Origin of the sequence: Sphingopyxis macrogoltabida (genome assembly GCF_001314325.1) — a bacterium.
GTDB classification, from domain to species: domain Bacteria; phylum Pseudomonadota; class Alphaproteobacteria; order Sphingomonadales; family Sphingomonadaceae; genus Sphingopyxis; species Sphingopyxis macrogoltabida.
The window spans coordinates 4345066-4361154 of sequence record NZ_CP009429.1; the positions used below are offsets into that span (position 1 = coordinate 4345066).

Annotated in this window: 15 protein-coding genes; 9 read left to right on the forward strand and 6 right to left on the reverse strand. The window is 60.0% G+C overall.

Annotated elements, in window-relative coordinates; genetic code table 11:
- Window positions 1–158: 158 nt before the first annotated feature.
- Together LH19_RS28825 and LH19_RS21105 are read right to left on the reverse strand one after the other, a co-directional pair.
- Window positions 159–332: a hypothetical protein gene (locus LH19_RS28825; RefSeq protein WP_156344055.1), complete on the reverse strand. Its 174-nt coding sequence runs from the start codon at window positions 330–332 to the stop codon at window positions 159–161.
- Between the two features lie 343 nt (window positions 333–675).
- Window positions 676–951: an HU family DNA-binding protein gene (locus LH19_RS21105; RefSeq protein WP_054731717.1), complete on the reverse strand. Its 276-nt coding sequence runs from the start codon at window positions 949–951 to the stop codon at window positions 676–678.
- A gap of 139 nt (window positions 952–1090) precedes the next feature.
- Here LH19_RS21105 and LH19_RS21110 point away from each other — a divergent pair, with 139 nt between their 5' ends.
- A complete protein-coding gene (locus LH19_RS21110) occupies window positions 1091–1996 on the forward strand; it encodes an endonuclease/exonuclease/phosphatase family protein (RefSeq protein ID WP_201258389.1) in 906 nt (301 codons plus the stop codon).
- A gap of 208 nt (window positions 1997–2204) precedes the next feature.
- Here LH19_RS21110 and LH19_RS29685 read toward each other — a convergent pair whose 3' ends face one another.
- Window positions 2205–2333: a hypothetical protein gene (locus LH19_RS29685; RefSeq protein WP_257720442.1), complete on the reverse strand. Its 129-nt coding sequence runs from the start codon at window positions 2331–2333 to the stop codon at window positions 2205–2207.
- Between the two features lie 268 nt (window positions 2334–2601).
- On the opposite strand from LH19_RS29685, the gene LH19_RS21115 reads away from it, so the two are divergent.
- The 4 genes from LH19_RS21115 to LH19_RS29255 all read left to right on the forward strand — a co-directional run bounded on the left by LH19_RS21115 (window position 2602) and on the right by LH19_RS29255 (window position 9922).
- Complete coding sequence (locus LH19_RS21115) at window positions 2602–5274, forward strand: TrlF family AAA-like ATPase (RefSeq protein WP_054731718.1); 2673 nt, start codon at window positions 2602–2604, stop codon at window positions 5272–5274.
- 109 nt (window positions 5275–5383) lie between these two features.
- Window positions 5384–6070, forward strand: coding sequence for an MgtC/SapB family protein (locus tag LH19_RS21120; RefSeq protein WP_054731719.1), 687 nt, complete (start codon window positions 5384–5386; stop codon window positions 6068–6070).
- Between the two features lie 133 nt (window positions 6071–6203).
- Window positions 6204–6989, forward strand: a complete 786-nt coding sequence (locus LH19_RS21125) for a hypothetical protein (RefSeq protein WP_054731720.1) — start codon at window positions 6204–6206, stop codon at window positions 6987–6989.
- Complete coding sequence (locus LH19_RS29255; protein WP_054731721.1) at window positions 6986–9922, forward strand: SEC-C metal-binding domain-containing protein; 2937 nt, start codon at window positions 6986–6988, stop codon at window positions 9920–9922. Before LH19_RS21125 ends, LH19_RS29255 begins: the two co-directional genes overlap by 4 nt.
- A gap of 141 nt (window positions 9923–10063) precedes the next feature.
- Here LH19_RS29255 and LH19_RS21135 read toward each other — a convergent pair whose 3' ends face one another.
- From LH19_RS21135 to LH19_RS28830, 3 genes are all read right to left on the reverse strand, one after another.
- Entirely contained in the window at window positions 10064–10972 is a 909-nt protein-coding gene (locus tag LH19_RS21135) for a hypothetical protein (RefSeq protein WP_054731722.1), read from the reverse strand.
- Window positions 10972–12069, reverse strand: a complete 1098-nt coding sequence (locus tag LH19_RS21140) for a MarR family transcriptional regulator (RefSeq protein ID WP_054734069.1) — start codon at window positions 12067–12069, stop codon at window positions 10972–10974. Before LH19_RS21140 ends, LH19_RS21135 begins: the two co-directional genes overlap by 1 nt.
- A gap of 135 nt (window positions 12070–12204) precedes the next feature.
- Window positions 12205–12828, reverse strand: coding sequence for a hypothetical protein (locus tag LH19_RS28830; protein ID WP_145923552.1), 624 nt, complete (start codon window positions 12826–12828; stop codon window positions 12205–12207).
- A gap of 175 nt (window positions 12829–13003) precedes the next feature.
- Between LH19_RS28830 and LH19_RS21160 the strand changes: the two genes are divergently transcribed.
- The 4 genes from LH19_RS21160 to LH19_RS21180 all read left to right on the forward strand — a co-directional run bounded on the left by LH19_RS21160 (window position 13004) and on the right by LH19_RS21180 (window position 16089).
- The gene (locus LH19_RS21160) at window positions 13004–13234 is read left to right on the forward strand and encodes an EexN family lipoprotein (protein ID WP_234715991.1); all 231 of its coding nucleotides are present in this window, start codon (window positions 13004–13006) and stop codon (window positions 13232–13234) included.
- A 49-nt stretch (window positions 13235–13283) separates the two neighbouring features.
- Window positions 13284–13979, forward strand: coding sequence for an HNH endonuclease (locus LH19_RS28835; protein ID WP_145923553.1), 696 nt, complete (start codon window positions 13284–13286; stop codon window positions 13977–13979).
- The gene (locus LH19_RS21175; RefSeq protein ID WP_054731728.1) at window positions 13979–14851 is read left to right on the forward strand and encodes an RES family NAD+ phosphorylase; all 873 of its coding nucleotides are present in this window, start codon (window positions 13979–13981) and stop codon (window positions 14849–14851) included. Before LH19_RS28835 ends, LH19_RS21175 begins: the two co-directional genes overlap by 1 nt.
- A gap of 332 nt (window positions 14852–15183) precedes the next feature.
- Window positions 15184–16089 carry a HEPN domain-containing protein gene (locus LH19_RS21180; protein ID WP_054724984.1) on the forward strand — a complete coding sequence of 302 codons (906 nt, stop codon included), beginning with the start codon at window positions 15184–15186 and terminating at the stop codon, window positions 16087–16089.

Genomic DNA, 16089 nt, shown 5'->3' on the forward strand with positions numbered 1-16089 from the left:
CAGAAATCTCCGCAAAATGGCGCAATCGCGTCCGTTCGGGCGATACCCTCCTGTAATGTCCGGCTATAATTCCGAAGCGCAGAATTTGGAAGGCCGGGCCGCATCGAAATGCGGCCCGGCCCCAAGAGGACGCCTCGGCGTCGACTCTGCGATCGCGATCAGCGGTTCTGACGATTCTCGTCGTCGCGGCCGGCCTTGTTGTCGCGGTCCTGGTCTTCCTGACCGGGCTGGCGGCGCTGCTGGTCCTGCTGGTCCTGCTGGCCGCCGCCCTGACCGGGCTTCTTTTCGGGCTGGCCGCCCTGCTGTTGATTATTCTGTCCCATCTGGGTCATCCTCTTTCCATATCTGCCTGGGGGGTAGGCATGAAGACGACGCCCCGGTGAGGCGGATGTTCCGCCGCGGCCAACGGCCCGTCGCAAATCGGGGACAGAAGGAGACAGCGAGCCCGCAGGGCGAACGGACGCGCTCTTGGCGAGCCCGCAGCGGGGCGGCGTGCGATGCGGGCCTGGGCCTAGCCGCCGCCCGGCAAGGAAAGCGAGCCAAGTGCGCTCGCGCGGCCAGAACAAGACGCGGTCCCGGGCCGAGCCTGCGAGGTCCGAGCACGCTCTTCAGATGCCGCGCTCGACACGCCGCCGCGCGGCCGTCCCGCCGGGCACACCGGCGGGACGTACCGGCTTAGCCGTTCAGACGATCCTTGACGGCCTTCGCGGCGCCGAAGGTCAGCTTCTTCGAAGCCGAAATCTGGATGGTTTCGCCGGTCGAGGGATTGCGGCCTTCACGCGCGGCCGATTCCTTGACCTTGAACTTGCCGAAGCCGTTCACCGAGACTTCGTCGCCCTTGGCGGCGGCGTCGGTGATCGCGGCGAAAACGGCATCGACAGCCTTCTTCGCATCGGCCTTGCTCAGACCAAGTGCGGTTGCGACGCTGTCCGACAGTTCGGCGTGGTTCATAAAATATCTCCTCACGCGGCCGGAAGGATCCCGGCCGGGCGGGCGCTATAGCGCCGAGTACCGGGCGGCGCCATCTGCGCCGCGCCAAGGCGCGGCACGGCGAGTTGCACTCGGTGGCGGTGTGCGGCAGTAGCGGCGGATGCTTCCCCACCGTCTCATCGCATCCGCCCTGCTCCTGCTGGCTGCTGCCTGCTCGCCCGCGACCTCCGCACCCGCAAACCCGTCTGTTCCATCGAAACCGCTCAAGCTCGCGAGCTGGAACCTCGAATTTCTGGCTGAGCGGAACGGCGAGGGCTGCAACCCCAGGGATGACACCGACTATGCCGCGATGCGCCGCATCGCCGATGGCCTCGACGCCGATGTGATCGCCTTTCAGGAGGCCGAGAATGAGACCGCCGCAGCGCGGGTCTTCGATCCCGCCAAATTTGTCGTGATCATGGAAGCGCGAAAGGGTTCGCCGGACGGCACCTGCGGCGGCAAGTTCCCGGCGCAGACGGTGATCCGCCAGGCGGTCGGCTTCGCCATCCGCAAGGATATCGCGTTCGACCGCCATGCCGATGTGACCTCGTTGATGCGCGGCAACGAACAGCTTCGTTCGGGCATCGACATCACGCTCCGCCCCGAGGGCCGCACACCGATCCGCCTTCTCGGCATCCACTTGAAGTCGGGCTGCTTCTCGGGGAGCGAGGCGAAGGCCTGCCCCATATTCCAGGATCAGATCCCGGCACTCGAAGCCTGGATCGACGCGGCCGCCGCCGAGCCCGATCGCTTCGCGGTGCTGGGAGACTGGAACCGCCGCCTCGCGCTTCCCGGCGATATGATATGGACCGAAATCGACGATGGCGATCCGGTCAACGCCGACCTGACGCTCGCCGACGCGGGCCAGCCGCCGGCCTGCAACCCGCGCTATGACAGTTTCATCGATCATATCGTGCTCGACCGGCGCGCCGCCGCCGACCGGACCGGATTCAGCGAAACGCTCTATGTGCCCGGCGAGAAGCATTACTCGGACCACTGCCCGATCGCGGTCACGCTGCGGCGCTAAAAATCGCGGACGCCCACAACGCCCACGGAACTATCATGCCCCTGGCACGTTTCACTTACCTGTCCAGACGAAAGAATGGCAGAATTTGATCGCATCTTCGGATGCAATCTAGGGAAGCCCCGCTGCAGAGATGTAGCGGGGCTTACCATTTCCGCTCGCGAGATCAGCGCGACAAGATGCCGCAGGCGAGATGCCATGCGGCCGTTCATCACTCCGTTTCAGGCACATCCTCGATGCTCTCCCTGCCGTCGTCACCGGGGAGGGGAACCTGCTCCGGAATTTGTTCGGGGCCAGTCGGCAGAGAATCGGGATGCGGATCGGGCGGTGCGCTGGCCATGAGGGATTCCTTGTTATGACAGGTAGACCAACGACGCCTTGGCACGATTGTTCCGCCCGCAGCCCCGGTCTCCCCGAAAGGCGCCGCGAGTGCCTCATACGGCCCTCTAGCGCCATCGAAGGTCTTGACGAACTTGCGAGCCGATCTGGACCAATTAGCCTTGCATCTAGAGTGGTGCGGCAAGCCCACAATCTTTATGAACCTGCTGGCGGCATGTCCGTGCTGAATAAATTTGAGACAAAGCCTAAAAAGGCGTCGGGAGGGCATAATGGATATCACTCAGGCTCTGGCCCTGGACAATGGCGCCCGATTCTTCCGCGGCGATCTTCATATCCACAGTGTTACGGGCTCGCATGATGTCAGCGATGCGACCGCCACGCCGGAAGCAATAGTCGCGACCGCGAGGTCGGAGGGCTTGCACATTATCGCGATTGCCGACCACAATGAAATCGGAGGTGTCGGGCCAGCACTGGAAGCTGCGAAAGGAACCGGCCTGCTCGTCGTTCCCGCCGTCGAGTTATCGACGGCTCACGGTCATATCCTTTGTTATTTTGGCACCTTGGACGCGCTAACGCGCTTTCACGCGAAGCTGTCGCTGGCGGATCGAAACACCGCAAACTCGCGATGCTCCAATGGCGTCGTCGATATTCTTGACCTTGTGAAACAAGGAGGGGGCTTTGCCATCCTCGCACATGTTGACGGCGGGAAAGGCCTCGAAACCGAGATTCCGGGAAATCCGCCCCACAAGAAGGACATAATTTGCCATGCGGCGCTGCTCGGAATCGAACTGAAGCGAGCCGATAGCGATATCTCCTATTCCGACCTTGATCCGGATGGTGATCGAAAGACGCTCGGCCGCCAACGGATAGAAGCCCTCGGCCTCGGAAAGTCGCAATTTCTGGCGCGTCTGCTCAATTCGGACTCGCACACGCTCAACGCTTTGGGCCGGAATGCGGCAGGCGACCGCAAGGTGACCCGATACAAGATGCAGGAAGTCACTTTCGACGCATTGCGGCTTGCGCTGCAAGACAGTGATGCTCGTGTGCGCATTGAGGAAGATGTGCCGGCACGAATACCCATGGTGCGGGCCTTGGCGATGCACGGCGGCTTTCTCAGCGATCAAGGCGTACATTTCAGTCCGAACCTGAACTGCATCATCGGGGGGCGGGGCACGGGAAAATCGACGACTTTCGAAGCCATTCGTTGTCTGACGGGCCATTCCGGCGCCGGCGATGTGGTGGACTCCGAGGTTTGGCCCGACCTCATCGACCTCGTCGTCAATGACCAGTCGGGACAGACGATAAAGATGCAACGCCGGCGCGATTCCAACGTCGAGGATCCTGATGACCCGGAAGCATTGCTGCCTCATTTCGCCGTTGAATGTTATGCCCAGAGCGAGGCCGCGACGATCAGTCAAAACGCCACCGCCGACCCTGCGGGATTGCTAAGCTTCCTCGATCGGTTCATCGGCGTTTCGGCCGACCTCAAGGAGGAACGGGATGTTCGGCAAGCGCTTCTCGATTCCGAAGCCGAACTCAAAAAGGCCACGGAATATGTCGCCCTCATTCCGGGGGTGGACCGCGATCTCAAATATAAGAAGTCCCAATTGGCGGCACTCGAAGCGCAAAAGGGCAAGGAGGTAATCGCCCTCATCCGCAAGCTCGAGAAGGAGAAGGAGGTTCGCTCTTCGCTTCGCCGCGACCTAGACGAGCTTCTAGGCCTAACCTCGAACGAGGCGCTGCGGGAGTGCATCGAGAGTATCGAGACGTCTGTCGACCCTGCCGACCTCACCATTGGCGGGGACGAGTATCAAGCGATCGCGACCCAGGCGTCGGCATTTAAATCGAAGGTCGTTGCTGCGGAAACAGATCTTCAGGACGCAGCCAAGGCACTGGGGACGGTCATGGAACGCGAATTGGCCGCGTGGCGGGTAAAGGAAGCGACAGCCAAGGCCGAAATCGATCAGAAGCGCGAAGCGCTTGAGCAAAGTGGCGTCCGCCTCGACATCGTCTTCATCAATAGCCTGTCCACCGACGAGGCCAAGCTGACCGAGCGCCTCCGGAAGCTGAAGACCTGGGAGCCCGCACTCGAGCGAGCGCGAAAGGAACGCGCTGAGCTCGTGAAGAAGCGCTGGGAAATTCGACAGCGGATTGCCACGAAGCGGAGCGCCTACGGCGTCAAGGCGAGCACCACTCTCAAGGCAGTCCTCACCGACCTGAGCGTGTCGCTGAAGTTTCTTCACAGCGCATATTCGCCGTCAGGCTGCTCCGTCATCAGCGAAGCGATGAGCTGGCGGACGTCCCGGGTTCCAAGAGCGGAAGTTCTGATCGAGACCTTGTCATTGCCGGTGTTGGTGCAAGCCGTGCTGAAGAAGGATAAGGCAACGATCAAGGGCGTTAAGGAAAAGGACGGATCAACGGTTTTTTCCGACGCCGATGCGCAATCCATCATCGACAACCTGTCTCCGCCGGAGGTGATGTACAAACTTCAAGCCGTTGAAGTCAGCGACAAGCCCCAGCTGATTGTCGCCAAGGCCATGGCAGGCAGGCCGCAGCCGATGATCCGGGATTTCAGCCGGCTTAGCCTCGGACAGAAGCAGTCCGTCCTGCTTGCGCTCATGCTTTCGGCGGAATCCAACCGGCCACTCATCATCGACCAGCCCGAAGATCATCTCGACAGCGAGTTCATTTATCAAACCCTTGTTCCTGTCCTCCGTCGCGCGAAAGAGCGTCGCCAGGTGATCATTGTAACTCACAATGCGAATATTGCGGTCTTGGGGGATGCTGAGCAAATCATCGTGCTCAAGGCGCAAGATGACAATGGCCGGATCGTATCGAGTGGCTCGATCGATCATCCGGACACGCGGCAATATGCCTGCGACATCCTCGAAGGATCGGCGGAAGCGTTCAAGCGGCGCGCCGCGATCTACGGGGTCGCTTAGCCTGCCGGATCGCTCGGGCGGTCGGCCGTCCGCGACCGCTGTGGGATTGCAGATGCGCATCCTTTTCTAGTCTTCCGACGTTCAAAAATGGCTCGGCAGAGGAGAGGATATGGAGCTTTTCAACCCACAGCTTTTGTGGCCGATCGTCGGTGCGGTCGCGACTGGCACGATCATCGGAGCCGAACGCGAATATCGGGCGAGCCCCGCTGGCCTTCGCACCCATATTCTGGTTGCCCTGTCCTGCTGCCTGCTGATGCTCGCCGCGGTACACCAGATGGCCTGGCTCACCGAAACACCCAAGGAGGTCATTCGTATCGATCCAGTGCGCATGGCGCACGGGATCCTCACGGGTATCGGGTTTCTATGCGGCGGCGTAATCTTTCGCGAAGGGTTCAATGTGCGCGGGCTGACGACTGCAGCATCGCTCTGGACGACATCGACCTTGGGCATGCTCTTCGGGGTCGGCTTTTACGAGCTCGCCATGTTCGGCGCTATTGCAACGCTGCTCGTTCTTGCTGCGGTCTCCATTACGGAAAGACATGCACCACAACGCCGCATCGCGCATATAAAAGCCAGTTATCGCCGGGACGCCGCCATCACCCGCAGTCAGTTCAGCGCGCATCTCGCCCAGAACGCAATGCGCACGATTACCGTTGATCACCGCGTGGAAGGAGAGACGCGCGAATACCACGCGATCGTCGATGGCTATAGCGAGGACAGAGCGGAAACACTCGACGAAGCATGGACCCATGATGACAGCGTCATCGGTTTCGAGATCAAGCCTCAACCGGGATGACAGCTGCGGCTTGGCAGAACCCGGCGGCGTGAAAAGCCCCTCCTTGGTTGCGATTTTTCAATTGGCGTCTTTTGGACATTCTCTCCTCTGCTAAAGAAGGAAATATCTCGAGCAGATACAAGGGCGGGGGCCAATGAAGACAATCTTCCTCACTGCAGCATTAGTTTGTGCGCCTACGATGGCGCAGGCGCAATCGGGCTGCGCAGCCTATACGAGCACGACGGTACAGCCGCAGACCTTCGACCAGGCCATTGCGTCGATCAAGCCCGTTACGCCGAAAGACGAATTCGAGACCAGCGATGCATATCGCACCCGGCTTGCAGCAGCGGGCAGCTCCGGCCCCCTCATCATCTCGAAGAAGATCGAAGGCGCGGAATATCTGGCCTACAATGCCGATATCGGAGCCTTCGAGGTGAAGTCCTATCTGTTCGACAATACGAACTTCAGCGCTTGGGACACCTTCTATTACGCAAAAGTCGAAAGTCCGAAGGCCAGCACCCTCAGCAATCTCGACGTGACGATTTCGAGCAGCGAAGTCACGACCGGCACCTATTCCGCGCAGAATGGCTTCGGGGCAAAGGCCACCATCAGCAAGATTACCCGGACCGAGAAGGCGATCTTCGAGGGCGAACCGGCGCGCTACGGCGAAGAGCTTTTCCTCCCCAACAAGGGAGGGGTGATCGGGACCGTCCCCATGAGCGTCGCCGAAGCGCAAGCCTTCAAACCGCAAGCGAAGATCGCATTTGTTGTCGTGCCGAAGCTCCCGAATGTCGTTCGCGCCACCTACCCCTATGGCAAGACGACGATCAGCAATCCGACCGATATCACGGTGAATTCGACGGTCCTGGTCGCCGACATTCAGTGCGGCCTGCTCATGGACGGGACGAACAAGGTCGTCGCAGCCTTTACGACCCGATGACGGCGTCAGAAGATCCCGGAGACAATTCCGGTCATAATGCGGTCGATGACCGCGCGGAGGATGAGGCAGAAAGCACACAACCGCCGGTCGACGAATTCCTCGTTCTCGACGAGCGCCAACTCATCCGGATCGAGGCCGTACACAGGGGTTTCCTCTACCAGCATCTTTACGCGGCAGCGTGCCTTCTCCTCGCGGGAAAGGCGGGAGCCGAACATATCATCGTCGAGCGGGACGAGGACATCGAAGTCCAGCTTCCGGACGCCCGTATCTATGCGCAGGTCAAAACGCGGCAGGACGTCCTCAATCCCAGTGATATTTCAGGAGCGCTAGAGCGTTTCGAGGACATACGTGCGGAGCATCAGAACGGCCTGCGAGCTGGCGACGCGAGATTCGTGATCGCGACGAATGCGCCTCCGTCGCCAGCCCTGCTCAAGAAGATTGCCGCGGATGACTGGCCTGACGATGTCGAGCTGCATTGGTCAGGCGGTCCCGAGCCCTCCGACAATTGCCTGCCTCGACCCGCCGACAATGTTGCCGGTATGGCTGCATATTGCTCGGATCTCGCGGCGCAGCTGCCATTCGGGTTGCTCAGGCCGGAGACGCTGACCTGGAAGCTGGCCGCCATGGTCATGCTCGCATCCGCTGGCACGCCTCCCCGCGAGGATCACAGCTTTTCCCGCGAGGAATTGCCGGAACTGTTCGAGCAGCTCGTGGTGCAGATGCAGCAGCTTCCGGCGCCGCCCCCGGTGTACCGCGCCCAGGTCGACGAACCCGCCCTGCTTGGTGACCAGCCCGTCCGCATCATAGCGGGACTTTCGGGCTCGGGGAAAACCGCCTGGATGGCCGAGGCCGCGGTCCATGCTCCGCTCCCGGTTACCTATCTTGACGTCGGGGACACGCCGGGACCCGCGCTCGCGTCGGCGGTAGCGCGCGAAGTGGCGGCCAAGATGTTCGGACGCTCCAACGACAAGCTCGGCGAGATTCTTCTGCCGGGGGCGAGCGGATTGGACATGGTGAGCGCGCTGAGCATCAAGCTCGGCGAAGGCGGCCTTCACGCGGCTGTCGTCATCGATAACAGCCACCGGATTCCGGCAGCCGATATAGAGGCGCTGGTAGCACGGGGCCCCAATCTCCGATTTGTCCTGCTGAGCCAACCCGGACGGCACATCGCCGAACTCGAAGCAGGACTGGATATTCAAGCAGAGACTCTGAACGGCTGGGACGAAGACACTATCGCGGCGGCAGTTCAAGATGCTGGTTGCCGGGCCGATTTCGGCGATTGCGAGCGGCTATCCAGAATTACCGGAGGCCTGCCATTTTATGTGCTCAATGCGGCGGCGATCACGGCGCGCGAATATGGCGGCGATATTCGGGCCTTTTGTACAGATATCGAGCAGCAGACCAATATCGTTGAGACGGCTCAAGAGATTATCCTGAGGCGCGCGTTCGAAGGCTTGCCGCCGGCCGACAGAGAAACGATCGCGGTCCTGAGCCTCGCCGATGTCGCGCTCTCAAGGGACGAAGCCAGTGCCTTGCTTCAAGCCGCGTGCGACATCGACGCGAAGGCGGCCACGGCCCGGTTGCGCGCGCTTCCCGCAACGGGTGCGCTGGAATTATTCGGGAATAGCGGCCTAAAAATTCACGACGCGGTGAGGATTCTCGGCAAGGCGGACGTCTCGGCAAAGGGTCAGGACTTCGAGCAGAAGGCCTTGGGCTCGCTGCAGCGGGTCATCGTAAGCTCGATCCGCACCAACTGGAGCCTCGCGAAGTTAGGACTGCTCATCCGCCTGTTCGGGCTTCTCGGCCAGGCGAGAATATTGGTGCAGTTCGCGACAGACGAATTGTTCCACGAACTCGGGGTCTGGCCAGAAATCGAACCCTATCTGCTGACGATCGCGGCCGATCCGAACGGGGATGCCGAGACAAGGCTCTGGGCGCGCGACGGCCTGGTCTTCAATGATCTGCGCGAGGGAGATTATGAGGCCGGCCGGGAGCGGGTCGACGAGATGGAATTGCTGCTGAGGGCAAACGAGCTCGGCGACGAGGAGTGGATGGCTTGGGGCATGAAGCGGATGTTGCTCTTGTCCGAGCTTGGCGACATCGATGGCGTCCGGGCCATGCTTGACCAAGTTGCGGACCGACTTCCCGACCAACCCGAACATCTGCGCGTGTTTCGCTACAATCGCGCCCTCGCCCTGTTCAAGCTCGGCGACAACGATACAGCGGTAAGTGAGGCACTCGCCCTCATCGGCGAATATTATCGGGAGCTCGGGATCAGGCCCGACGATGTGGTGGGACGGAACGCCCCCGAACTTCGGGAGCTTCTTCCCAAAGACGAAGATCTCACCGATCGGCTGAAACATCTGGCAGACAGTCACGATCTTTTCGCGCAGGCCTTGGGCCGGAAGAGCCAGCGATCTACTCTCGCACGCATCCATGCGATGAAATTCTACGAACTGTCGCAATCCTTCCAGTCATTCGTCCGGGTTGGTCTCGATCTTGTCGAAGAACTGGTCTGGGTGAACGACTTCATAAGCGCCCGCGAGGCCTTCGAACGGAACATCTTCCCCGTCCTGCAAGGCGCGGGTCTCGCGGGACGCGTTCTCGAAGCTCGCGCTCTATACGCGGTGGTCCTTGCGTACTGCGGCGACCATGATGCGGCGGCGAATGAGGTCGAGCGGCTGCTGCCGTTCGAGGATGCGATGGATCCGAACCATCGCGCGGCATTCCAGGAGCAGAAAGCCATTATTCGCCAAGTTCGACTCAGGGGCGGTCCCCCGCAGCGACAGGTTGTGATTCCTGCTCCGTTGCAGGCGCTGTTTGATCAGCGTCGCGGTGCCCCCCGGGAGATAGAGCCGAGGAAGAAGGTCGGCCGCAACGAAAAATGTCCCTGCGGTTCTGGCAAGAAATTCAAAATCTGCCACGGACGGTGAGCGGGAGCCAAGCGGCTAGAGGCGGTCGTAGATGGCGTTCGGCAGAAGTATCCCCGAACTCGCGCCGGCTATGAGCGCTCTATTTGCGGACAAGCTCCTGAAAAGCGAAGGAACAATACTGCGATCGCGACCTTCCCGTCATCAAATTTCGAATGGGGCGAGGAAATCGGCCATGACCTCCGCGGCATGCCGTTGCCGCAATATCCGAGCGTTCAGCAGGTCAGGGTCTGCCGAAACATCGGCTTCGTCGTCTTCAAAGCTTGCGACGGCGACCGGTCCGTCGCGCAAATAGCTCTCGTCGGGATTGGGATCACGGAAGCGGGCTGCCAGACGGGCAAGCGCCTCGCGTATGGCATCGGCATGCGGCCCCGTCAGTGCTGCCCCGAATGCGGATTGCGCCGCGCTGACGCCACCTTCCAGATTCTCGATGCAGTAGATCAGATCGTGCGCATCCTTCCGCTCGAACCTCTGGTCGAAGGCAAAGGCCTTGAGGCAGGTGAATGTGACGATATCGGCGTAGCGCACGAGCTCGGTAGCGCGGCCCTTCCCGTTCAGCAGCTCGGCCGTGATTTCGACGGTCCCATGATGGTCGAACACCATGGAGGCGTGGGGAATATTCAGCGCCGAGACATTGCCGTCCGAAGGCAGCTCCTTCACCTTGCCGCCTCCGAGTTCGGGTGAGTCCGCCAGAAACTCGAGGATCATCGTCGTGCCGTCCTCGATCTCGGCGCGCCACCGCCAGGATTGCTTCGCGCCCTTGTCATTCTCGGCGCGCTCGAAGTTCATCGCCTTCAGATTCTCCTCAAGCGTGCTGTAGGCCTCGGTCGTCGTGAGGATTCCGACATCGACGACGATATCCACGTCGCCCGTGCCGGCATGTTTCGGCACCTTCGGCGGACGAGCGGTCACGAGATAGCGGGGCGCGAGACCGCCAACTAGAAAGGCGGAGTCCTTCCACGGACCCAGTCCGCGCAAGAGCGTGACCAGGACGCGCTCGCACGCATCGGTGACCAGATCCTCATAGCCGCTGATCGTTTGTGGTTTCGGCATCAGTTATCCAGACATTCGCTACGGAGGTGCATCGCCATTTCACGGGAACGGCCGGACGCCTGGAGCAGGTCGAGATAGACCTGCAGCGGCGGCGCATAGCAGACGCCATCGATCCGTTGGCCGACCGCGACATCGCGCCGGCTCTTCGCCTCGATGATACCGAGATTCCACCCCTCCGCCACGGGCCGGGCGTCGAGATTGAGCAGCGCCTCGATCAGCTTCTGCCCGGGCTCGATCCGGCAACGGAGCTGCGAGATGGAAGAAAGATAGGGGGCATAGATTTGAGCGGCTACCTCGCCAGTGACCGCATAGGCGGCTTTCGCCTCGTCGCACGCCTGATCAAGGCGCAGCGCCAGCGCCAGTGCGTCACTCCCTTTCGGGACATAGTAACGCCGCACCGTCGGCGCCTTCTGATCGCTCGCATAGCTGGTCCAAGCTTCGAGAAGGGGCCGTGCGGCGCGCAATCGACGCTGTTTCGACGGACCCGCGCCCTGCACATCGACCCACTCGCGCCGTTCGAGCTCCGTGAGGGTCTCGGAAGCCGTAGCGGGCGATACGCCGCTCGCATCGGCGAGATCCTTCACGCCCAGCCAGTCCTGCCGCCTCTCATAAATTTCATGGAGTGCGCGCGCTTTTTGCCCCTGAAAAATGGAATCGAATTTCTTCGTCCCTTTTTTCGGAGCCGGTTTATCGAGAAATATAAATGCCTTTTTGCCCGGAATATAAAGTGAGCCTCCAAGGTCGAAATATCCGACGCGTTCTTCCCGAAAAATCTCTCGAGCTCCCGGCGAGATGGCACGAGCGACGAAAAAGGGAATAATTTCCCGGTCGTCCCCGGAATTGCTGAGATGGGCCTGATTATTCCGAAGCTGCCAGATCGCTTCGCGCACATCGCGCGGAAAGAGCTGCGCCTTGATTTCGACGAGCAAGAGCAGCGGTTGGCGGTTGATAAATGCACCGATCAGCGCATCGGCTTCGCCGCGAGGCCCGATTTTGACTTCAGATTGCTCGATCTGCGCATGCGATTGCGGAAGCGCCAGAAGCGCCTCCAAAAGCGCATCAAGCAATTCGCGCTCGGTATTTTGAAATTCGGCCATATTTTGTGCCCAGCAAAAATCACCATAAAAGTGAATATTCGGAAAAACGTTGATATTTGCTGCGCAGAAAATTTGCATTAAAAAAGTGAAAAAAATTTCGGCAGGCCGTTTTGTGCCGAATTTTCCGACTTGGGGTTAAAGCCCAAATCGTTTGAGCAAATCCCCATATTCATTGAGATTGAAAATGATGCCGCCTGCAAGCGGGTCAGAAAAATCCCCGCCATGGATGCCACCATTGGACAAAAGGCCTGCCGCGAGCAAACTTTCGGCGATCGGCGTCTTCTCACGCTGAACGCCATTGCTGAAAGTGCGCAGCAATTCGAGATCTTCGGCATAACAGCGCGACACAATCGACGTCAGACGCATCATCTTATCGTAATCCAGATCGCCGCGAATATGCGCCGCAACGAGCCGCCCAAGAATGCCGGGCTTTACCGTGTCATCGAGCCGATCGAGAATGAGAAGGATCGCTTCTCCAAACTCTTCCGTCTTTCCGTCAGCCTTCAGACGGTCCACGAAATCGATCCGCTCCTGATCGGCTGTTTGATTGGTTTCGCGAAGGAAACGAGCGACTTTACGCATGAATAATTGTTGCCCGATCTCCTTGTGCGCGCGCCAAATTCCGGTCGCCGCGCCAAGAATGGGCACGCCGTCCAACGCGCCCGAAGAAATAGCGGCGTCGAGGGCAGCGTCACCGACCGTCGCGAGGGCAGTAGTTGTCTCTTTCGATGCAATCGAGGCAGGCAGCGCGGCGTTCAAATTCGACATCATTTCCCCCAAGTTAATCCTCGCAAGGCTCCTGCACCCCATATTGCGACGCGAAGCCGGCGGCAAAGTCGCCATACAGGAGAATAGCCCCAATCTGGTTCTATCTGCCAGCGCGCCGCTGCAGTTCCGGACACTCTGGCGCTAAGATCGGCCACTGGAGGTGACGATGATCGATGTGAAGATGCTGGCGATCGCCGGCCTCGCGACCCTGACAGCATGCGCGCCGCCCGAACCGCGAAGCGTTCAATACTTCGAGGCCAATCTTGAAGAGGCGCGCGATATCGTCAATCGCTGTAAGGCGGGCGATATGGGCGGCGATGAATGCAGCAATGCAAACGTCGCTGTTGAGACAGCGGACGGCAAGGCTCGTTTCGAACGCTTTCGCGGCAGGAAGTAATCCCCGCTCCAATATGCTAAGGTATCGGACGGAGCGATCTTGGGGCGAGATGAACTTATACCGGCACAAGGAATGGGCAGCCTATCGTGCAGAGCAGATCAGGCTGCATGGTGGAGTATGTGCCCACTGCCTTCGCTCCGGCGACGAGGTTGTGCTTCAAGTCCATCATCGCGATTATGTCGCGGGACGCCTCCCTTGGGAATATCCCTACCAGGAATGTGAAGTTCTTTGCAGAGGATGCCACGCAAAGGAGCATGGCATTATCCAGCCATCGAAGGACTGGGTCCTTATCGGGCATGACGATCTCGGCGGTTTAGATGGCGAATGCGAACAATGTGGCCAAGCGCTGCGCTACGCCCACATGGTGTTCCATCCTAAATGGTGGGCAATGGTCGTCGGCGAAAAATGTTGCAATGATCTCACCGAGGGCACCGTAGGAACTGAGAGCCATGCCGATTTCCTGAATTTTCTCGATCGAAGAAAGCGCTTCGTCGGTTCCAGCAAATGGCAGGCTAACAACGATGGGAGCCTGTCCATCCGACGTAGCGGCATTGCGATCCTAATCGTTATGACGGCCCCTGGGCAGTTTCGGTTTCACCTCGACGAAGCGCATGGAAAGGTCGATCATCCGACGATACTGGATGCAAAGATCAGTGCGTTCGATTTCGTTGAAAGCGGAAAGGCGGCTGCCTATCTCGCCGAGCGGCTGCAAAGGGCCAAATCCGCCTCGCATCGGAGCCAGTGATGGAACTCGACAATCCCGACGCCAAGGAGTTTGCGTCTTGGCGCAGTTACGACGTCTATGCGGATCGAGTGCGCCATTCGAGCCGGTACGTTTGGGACCCCGCAATCCAAGCCTTTTTGGCAACAGTCATCGCAACGATCGAACAGCGCGATCAGACACTGCACACCGGACGCATTCTGTTTCGTGCGCAGCAAGGCGTCGAGGTCTTCGACCAGCATGACGAACAAGGAAACTGGATCGGCGAGTACACTTCAGGTTTCGGTGCAAAGCGGATGAAGCCACTGGAACGCCGCGCGAAAGAGGGCCGAGCCAACCCCGCAGGCATCCCGGTCCTCTACCTCGGGAGCACCGCGGAGACATCCATTTCAGAAGTTCGACCTTGGGTCGGCGCAGAAGTCTCTGTAGCAAAGTGCAGAATTCTCCGCGATCTCAGGACTCTGGATCTGTCGCTCGGCCACGGACATAGTTCGTTTGGCGGTCTAAACATGGGCCAGATTATGGGAACTACGCCTATATCAGCGCCGGAGAAGAAGAGCGCCGTTTGGACCGATATCGACAACGCGTTCTCACGACCTGTCACCCTGTCGGACGATTCAGCCGACTATGTTCCGACCCAAATTCTCGCGGAGCTTTTCCGCGCGCAAGGCTATGATGCAATCGCGTACAAGAGCCAGTTCGGTGACGATGAGGGCTACAATATTGCGGTGTTCGATCCATCAGCAGTCGATGTGATCAGCTGCGCCCCATATCGCGTGGAGACGATCAAGGTCACCGCCGCGCAGTTTGACAACGACTGGTACAAGCACGTCGCTGGGGAGGAGGAGCTGAACCAGCTAGCGAACAGTACCGAAGAAGATCACCGACCGACCTGAAGCGCATCGCGCAACTTTGAGGAACAAGATCAGCCTGCGCGGCGGGCTGTGGTCTCCAGCTCGGCGATACGATCGCGGCAGATTCCATCAACGATCTCCGCGAGCCGCTCTACGCGCGCGCCGAGCCATTCAAGCTCCTCCGCTGATATGCTGTAATGCTTTGATTATGCCGAGCGCCACACTATGCCGAGCGGGCGCGGTAGGTCCCGGCTTTCCAGCAACTTTGCGGTGATCGGCTCGGCATAGTTTTACGCATCCGATCTGGGGCAATCGATGCCGATCGGCCGCAATGAGGTCTTGCCACCGGGCGTGAAGATGGCGAGACTCCGGGGATGAAGAACGATGTCGATCATCTTCCGCCGGCGCAGCAGGAAGAACTGGCGCTAGCAACGCGGATTTTGATGGACGAATTTGCCGTCGCGATCTCGCGCGCGACGCAGCCGTGGAAGAAGAACGGCAAGGTCCGGAAGGTCATCCTCTTCGGCAGCTATGCGCGCGGCGACTGGGTCGATGAGCCCGAGAACGGGTATCAGTCTGATTATGATCTGCTGATCATCGTCAGCCACGCTGACCTCGCCGATATCGCGGAATATTGGTATGTCGCCGAGGACAAGATCCTGCGTGATGCGGCGATTGCACGGCCCGTGAACATTATCGTCCACACGCTCGAAGAGGTGAATCGGGGGCTCACTCGCGGCGAGTATTTTTGGGTCGACATCGCGCAGGACGGTGTCGCTCTCTACGAGTTGCACGGCACGGCGCTCGCCACGCCGCAGCCGCTGACCGCGGCGGATGCCTATGAAATGGCGAGCGGCTATTTTGCGGACTGGTTGGCCAAGGTCGACACGGCGCTTGAGGGGGCCGATTTTTATATCGGCAAAGGACACAAGAACGACGCCGCCTTCACGCTGCATCAGGCTGCCGAGCGGGCGTACACCTGCTTCCTTCTGGTGCGCAGCCAATATGTTCCGCGTTCGCATAATCTGAAGTTTTTGCGTTCGCTCGCCGAGGACCGGGAGACGCGGCTCGTCGAGGCCTGGCCGAGGGCAACGAAGGTCGATCGCCGGCGCTTCGAACTGGCGAAACGCGCTTATGTCGAGGCGCGCTACTCGGCTGCGTACGATATCGGCAGCGATGATCTGCAGGCGATCAGGGCGGCGGTGGCCATGCTGCGCGACACGGTTGAGACGGTGTCGCGCGAATGGCTCGATGGGCTCCGGCAGAAGGCCGACCTCTGA